Genomic DNA, 6,316 nt, shown 5'->3' on the forward strand with positions numbered 1-6,316 from the left:
TCACAGCGGCGAACCCGGCGCGAACACCGTTTCGAACGCGGCGGCGCACAAGATGCCCACCATCACATACAGGAACCGCGCGGTCGCGATATCGAACGCGTGCAGCGGCGCGGACGCCGCATCCATCGAGATGATCGCGGCCGTATAGCCGGCGAGCACCGCCGCGTACGCACGAAAATTCCGCAGGAACGTCGCGACGCCCGCGCACAGGCCGATCCACGCGGCGAGCGCTGTCAGGAACAGCTCGGGCGTCTGCGCGAATGCGCCGGTCAGCGCGAGCGCGACGGCCGCGCCGATCGCGGTGCCGAGGATCCGGTACTGGCTCTTCGACAGCCCCATTCCGCGTGTGCCCTGCGCGACGATCCACACGGTCGACGCGGCCCATTTCGGGTCGTCGAGGTTCATCCGGAATGCGATGTAAAGCGCGAGCAGCGAGGCGGCCGTGTTGCGCAACGCGAACCCGAGCGCGCCGGGCGGCAAGGTGGGCCATGCGTCGCGCAGCGCGGTGCGCACGACCGCGAACGGCGGCAGGCTGGGGAAAGCGAATTTCATGCGGCGAGCATACGACCGCGCCACAGCCGCCACTACCGGCCCCACGGGATGCGTTATTGCAGCGGGCGGGATAATCGGCATGACCGACACGCAGCCATCCCACTGGCGACGGTAAGATGCGCGCAGGCCAAGCACTAAAAACAACCTGTATGGACTTCGATAGCATCCGGATATTCTTGCGCGTGGTGGAACGCGGCGGCTTCACCGCCGCGTCCGTGCAACTCGACATGCCGCTCAGCCGCGTGAGCCGCAAGGTCAAGCAGCTCGAGGACGATCTCGGCGTGCAACTGCTGTATCGAACCACGCGCCGCGTGTCCGTCACCGAAGGCGGGCGCGACTATTACGAGCGCTGCCTGCGCGCGGAGGAAATCCTGCTCGACGCGGACCGCCAGGCCCGCGCACTGCGCACCGATCCCGAAGGCACGCTGCGCGTGCTGGTGCCCTACTCGATCGGCCTGTTCGAGCTGGAGCCGGCGCTCGCGGAGTTTCACCGGCGCTACCCGAGGGTGCAGCTCGTGCTGATCTACGACAACAGCCCGCTCGACCTCGTCGAGCACGGCTTCGACGTCGCGCTGCGTGCGGGCATGCTGACCGATTCCGGCTACGTCGCGCGCTCGCTCGGCTGGTCGCACGCGAAGCTCGCCGCCAGCCCCGCCTACCTCGAACGCGCCGGGCGCCCGCAGACACCGCACGAACTCGCACAGCACGACATCCTGTACGTGGGGCGCGACGCGCCCGGCCTGACGCTGCGGCTCACCAACGCGGCCGGCGACGTGGCCGACGTGCCGATCCGCCCCGTGCTGATTTCGAACGAATCGATCACCGTGCTGCGCCAGGCCGCGAGCGGCGGCGGCATCGCGCTGATCTCCACGCATTACATCGCGCGGCGGCTCGAGAAGAACGAACTCGAGATCGTCCTGCCCGACTGGCACCGCACCGACGACGTCGAACTGCACGCGCTCTATCCGCGCCGCGCGACGCTCGACAGCAAGGTGCGCATCTTCGTCGAGTTCCTGACGGAAGTCTTCACCGGTTGGCGGAATGCGCCGTAACCGGCATCGCACGACCGGCAGTCGGCGCGTACCGTCCGGATTATTGCGGCACCCGAAAGGAATTAATGAGCGGGCGAGCGTTGATCGCCGCTCATCGCATCGTTAGCCTGTTGCGATGCAAAACGACACCACACGCTACGGCAGCCATGGGCCGGCTGCACGCCGACGCGTCACGCGCGTCGCGCCTTCCTGACCGGTACTCGCCCGCCTGCCGGAGCCCGTCACGGCTTCGCGCCTCCGATTCAACGCCTGAACCGCACGCCGCAACGCGTCGCCGCCGCTTGGCCGGCGCGCGGGCAGCGTGTGTCCGTCCGCTTCGTGGTTCTCCCGCGCAGGCGTCGCGCGCGTACGCGTGTGCGACGGTCAGCGTGCGCCGCACGGACCCCCTCCCTCACGCAGGAACGCCATGTCCTCTTCGTCCACTCCAGGCCCGCTGACGGGCGGCCGGCTCGCGATCGGCACGATCGCGGTATCGCTCGCGATGTTCATGAACGTGCTCGACTCGTCGATCGCGAACGTCGCGATCCCGACGATCTCGGGCGACCTCGGCGTGTCGGTCGACGAAGGCACGTGGGTGATCACGATCTTCGCGGCCGCGAACGCCGTGTCGATTCCATTGACGGGCTGGCTCACGCAGCGCTTCGGCCAGGTGCGCCTGTTCGTCACGTCGATCCTGCTTTTCGTGTTCGCGTCGTGGCTGTGCGGGATCGCGCCGAACCTGCCGACGCTGCTCGCCGCGCGAATCCTGCAGGGTGCGGTCGCCGGGCCGCTCGCGCCGCTGTCGCAGGCACTGCTGCTCGGCGCATGGCCGCGGCAGAAATCGGCGACGGCGCTCGCGCTGTGGTCGATGACCGCGCTCGTCGGCCCGATCGCGGGGCCGTCGCTCGGCGGCTGGATCACCTACGACTACAACTGGTCGTGGATTTTCTACATCAACATTCCGGTCGGTTTCTTCGCGGCGGCGGTCACGTGGTTCGTGTTCCGCGATCGCGAATCGCCGGTGCGCCGCCTGCCGATCGACATGGTCGGCCTCCTGCTGCTCGTGCTGTGGGTCGCGTCGCTGCAGATCATGCTCGACAAGGGCAAGGATCTCGACTGGTTCAATTCGCCCGTCATCGTCGCGCTCGGCGTCGTCGCGCTGGTCGGCTTCGCTTTCTTTCTCGTGTGGGAGCTGACCGAAGCCAATCCGATCGTCGACCTGCGGCTCTTCACGCAGCGCAATTTCGCGGGCGGCACGATTGCGATCTCGGTCGCGTACGGGATGTTCTTCGGCACGCTGGTGCTGCTGCCGCAGTGGATGCAGGGCTATCTCGGCTATCGCGCGATCGACTCGGGGCTCGCCACCGCGCCGCTCGGGATCTTCGCGATCCTGCTGACGCCGGTGATGGGACGCATCCTGCCGCGCACCGATCCGCGCTACCTCGCGACGCTCGCCTTCGTCGGCTTCGCGGTCGTGTTCATGATGCGCACGACGTTCTATTCCGACGTGTCGCACTGGGATCTCGTGCTGCCGACGCTGCTGCAGGGCATTCCGATGGCGATGTTCTTCGTGCCGCTCACGGCGATCATCCTGTCGGGGCTGCCGCCGGAGAAGATTCCCGCGGCCGCCGGCCTGTCGAATTTCGGCCGCACGTTCTGCGGCGCGGTCGGCACGTCGCTGATCAGCAATGCGTGGAACGACCGGACGATCCTGCATCACGTCCGGCTCACCGAACAGGCGAGCGCCGGCAACCCGAGCTTCGCGCAGCAGCTCGACGCCGCGCGTTCGCTGCTGCACCTGAGCCCCGATTCGGCCCTCGCGTTCTTCAACACCTCGGTCGATTCGCAGGCGGCCGTGATGGGGCTGAACGACATCTTCTACGTGTCGGCGATCATCTTCATCGCGATCATTCCGCTGATCTGGATCACCAGGCCGTCGCGCTCGGGCGGCGGCGATGCGGACGCGGCGGCGGCGGGCGCGCATTGATCGCGCGCCGTTATCGTTGGCTTGATTGCTGGCGTCATCGCCGTTCGAGGACGTAATAAAGACTTGCAATCGATACAGGCGGAAACGTCAACAGCCGGGGCCCGCACAGCGTTGTTTCGACAAGCGCCGACGATTCGTGCGCAACGACAGGAGAAAGTCGCACGCCCGGGCCGCGCGCCTGCACCGTGACGACCGCAGGATCCGCCAGGAAGAGCGGGACATGGCCGCGCAGGATCGCGGCCACATTACGCAGAGCGAAAAGCACGTGCTGAACCGGGAGGAAAACGCGGTCAGCCACAAGATCGGCCAGTAACGCCGGCAAACGTCGATTCGCCATCCTTTGAAACGCCCGCTGCCGCCGCGCGACAGCGGGCGCTTATGTATCGAATCGTTTCAGCAGGCCGTATGCGACAAGTGCCGCGGGTATACTCCGACGTCAGCCGCCGCCCGTATCGACCGTCAAAAACGGCACGATTCCGGCGGTTTCGTCGCGAAGCTCCGCGTTTCGCGTACCCCGCGCCCCAGCCTCGACACGAGACCCACGACGATTCCGATCATGAAACGATTCCTGCTGCTCCTTCCCGCCGCCCTGCTCGCCGCCTGCGGTTCCGCGCCCTCGTCCGACTCGGCCGCGTCCGGCTCGGCGCCGATGATCTATGTATCGTCGGCGCGCCCGGCACACGCGATCGCCAACTGCCTCGACAGCCGCCTGTCCGGCACCGAGCAGTCGCAGCACAACGGCGTGACCGACATCACCGTCGGCTCGCGCTCGTACTTCGTCACGCTCACGCCGTCGGGCGGCGGCTCGGTCGTCAAGGTCGTGCGCGGCTCGGGCAGCGAGCCAGCCGAGGAAGCGATGCGCTTCGCGATCGCGCGCTGCGTGATCTAAGCGCCGCCGGTGCCGGGCGCCCCGCCCGGCCCGCAAGCCGTACCTTGGGCGCCGTCATGCGCGCCCGTCGAATATTTTCATCCGGGCAGCCGTCGATGAGAGAATCGCACCACGATTCCCTTTCCACGGAGCCCGCATGAAGCATCTGCTGTCCCGGCTGTTCGTCAGCGCCGCGCTCGTCGCGCTTGTTCCGGCGCTGCCGGCGCAGGCCGCGACGCCGCCCGGCATTTTCGTCGTCGCCACCCAGCTCGGCGAATTCACGACCCTCGACCCGAGCGAAATCTACGAGCTCGTGCCGTCCGAGTACGTCGCGAACACCTACGAACGGCTCGTGCGAGTCGACCTGACGGACCCGACGCGCTTCGACGGGCAGATCGCACAATCGTGGACAGTCGGCGCCGACGGCGTCACCTACACGTTCAAGCTGCGCCCCGGCCTCGCGTTCCATTCCGGCAACCCGGTCACCGCCGACGACGTCGCATGGTCGCTGCAGCGCACCATCCAGCTCGACAAGGGCCCGGCCGGCGTGCTTGCCGATCTCGGTCTCACGAAGGCGAACGTGATGCAGAAGGTGCGCGTGGTCGATCCGCAGACCTTCGTGCTCGAAACCGACCGCAAGTACGCGCCGAGCTTCGTGCTCAACGTGCTGAGCGCGTGCCCGGCGTCGGTGCTTGACAAGAAGCTGCTGATGTCGCACCAGCAGGGCAACGATTTCGGCAGCGGCTGGCTGAAGACCAACGACGCGGGCTCGGGCCCGTACCAGCTCGTCAAGTGGTCGCCGAACGAGAGCATCGTGCTGCAGCGTTTCGACAAGTACCGCGCGCCGTACCCGATGAAACGCGTCGTGCTGCGCCACGTGCCCGAGGCGTCCGCGCAGCGGCTGCTGCTCGAAAACGGCGACGTCGACGCCGCGCGCAACCTGAGCCCCGACAGCCTCGCCGCGCTGACCAAGGCCGGCAAGATCAAGGTCGCGTCGTGGCCCGTGTCCGCGCTGCTGTACCTGAGCCTGAACACGAAGAACGCGAATCTCGCGAAGCCGGATGTGCAGCAGGCGATGAAGTGGCTCGTCGACTACGACGGCATCCAGCGCAACATCGTCAGCACGACCTACAAGGTGCACGAGACCTTCCTGCCCGAAGGTTTCCTCGGCACGCTGAATTCGAACCCGTACAAGCTCAACGTGGCGAAGGCGAAGGCGCTGCTCGCGAAGGCCGGCTTGCCGAATGGCTTCGACGTGACGATGGACATGCCGAACGATTACCCGTACATCGAGATCGCGCAGGCGCTGCAGGCGAACTTCGCGCAGGCCGGCATCCGAGTGAAGCTGATCCCGGGCGATGCGAAGCAGGCGATCGGCAAGTACCGCGCGCGCCAGCACGACATCTTCATCGGCGAATGGTCGCCCGACTACATGGACCCGAACAGCAACGCGCGCGGGTTCGCATGGAATCCTGACAATTCCGACCAGTCGAAGACGAAGATGCTCGCGTGGCGCAACAGCTGGGACATCCCGCAGCTGACGAAGGATACCGAGGCCGCGCTGGTCGAGCCGTCGTCCGCGAAGCGCGCGCAGCGCTACGAGGCACTGCAGAAGTCCGTGCTCGCGAACTCGCCGTTCATCATCATGTTCGAGAAGGTCGTGCAGGTCGCCACGCGCCCCGGCACGACCGGGCCGGAGATCGGGCCGATCAACGATCTGGTTTCCTACCGGACGTTGAAAAAATAGGTTCACGGCGCTGCCCGCGCGGCCGCTCGCGGCCGCCTCGCGGGACTCGTCGCCCCGCGCCCGGACGGCCCTGGGCTCGCGGACACGGGCCCGCCCCTCCGCACCGTCGTGGGGGTGCACGAGGACATAAG

General features: G+C 67.1%; 5 protein-coding genes and 1 pseudogene. 5 read left to right on the forward strand and 1 reads right to left on the reverse strand.

Features of this window, described 5'->3' with window-relative positions:
* Positions 1 to 3: 3 nt before the first annotated feature.
* Positions 4 to 552, reverse strand: a pseudogene (locus tag F3J14_RS32855) (FUSC family protein); the annotation flags it as partial.
* Between the two features lie 149 nt (positions 553 to 701).
* On the opposite strand from F3J14_RS32855, the gene F3J14_RS32860 reads away from it, so the two are divergent.
* The 5 genes from F3J14_RS32860 (at position 702) to F3J14_RS32880 (ending at position 6,185) form a co-directional block, all read left to right on the forward strand.
* The gene (locus tag F3J14_RS32860; protein WP_166726452.1) at positions 702 to 1,604 is read left to right on the forward strand and encodes a LysR family transcriptional regulator; all 903 of its coding nucleotides are present in this window, start codon (positions 702 to 704) and stop codon (positions 1,602 to 1,604) included.
* Positions 1,605 to 2,010: 406 nt separating this feature from the next.
* On the forward strand, positions 2,011 to 3,570 hold the full coding sequence (locus tag F3J14_RS32865) for a DHA2 family efflux MFS transporter permease subunit (protein ID WP_166726453.1): 1,560 nt from the start codon (positions 2,011 to 2,013) through the stop codon (positions 3,568 to 3,570).
* A 136-nt stretch (positions 3,571 to 3,706) separates the two neighbouring features.
* Positions 3,707 to 3,883 carry a hypothetical protein gene (locus tag F3J14_RS32870; RefSeq protein WP_166726451.1) on the forward strand — a complete coding sequence of 59 codons (177 nt, stop codon included), beginning with the start codon at positions 3,707 to 3,709 and terminating at the stop codon, positions 3,881 to 3,883.
* Positions 3,884 to 4,126: 243 nt separating this feature from the next.
* A complete protein-coding gene (locus F3J14_RS32875) occupies positions 4,127 to 4,459 on the forward strand; it encodes a sugar ABC transporter ATPase (protein WP_105831203.1) in 333 nt (110 codons plus the stop codon).
* Positions 4,460 to 4,595: 136 nt separating this feature from the next.
* Positions 4,596 to 6,185 (forward strand): ABC transporter substrate-binding protein, encoded by a 1,590-nt coding sequence (locus F3J14_RS32880; protein ID WP_166726454.1) that lies wholly within the window; start codon positions 4,596 to 4,598, stop codon positions 6,183 to 6,185.
* Positions 6,186 to 6,316: the final 131 nt, after the last annotated feature.

It is taken from the genome of Burkholderia sp. Tr-862 (assembly GCF_011753085.1).
Classification (GTDB): Bacteria; Pseudomonadota; Gammaproteobacteria; order Burkholderiales; family Burkholderiaceae; genus Burkholderia; species Burkholderia ambifaria.

Coding starts and splice junctions, on each gene's coding strand:
- F3J14_RS32875 (WP_105831203.1), top strand. CDS start 4,127: ATGAAACGATTCCTGCTGCTCCTTCCCGCCGCCCTGCTCGCCGCCTGC.
- F3J14_RS32860 (WP_166726452.1), top strand. CDS start 702: ATGGACTTCGATAGCATCCGGATATTCTTGCGCGTGGTGGAACGCGGC.
- F3J14_RS32880 (WP_166726454.1), top strand. CDS start 4,596: ATGAAGCATCTGCTGTCCCGGCTGTTCGTCAGCGCCGCGCTCGTCGCG.
- F3J14_RS32865 (WP_166726453.1), top strand. CDS start 2,011: ATGTCCTCTTCGTCCACTCCAGGCCCGCTGACGGGCGGCCGGCTCGCG.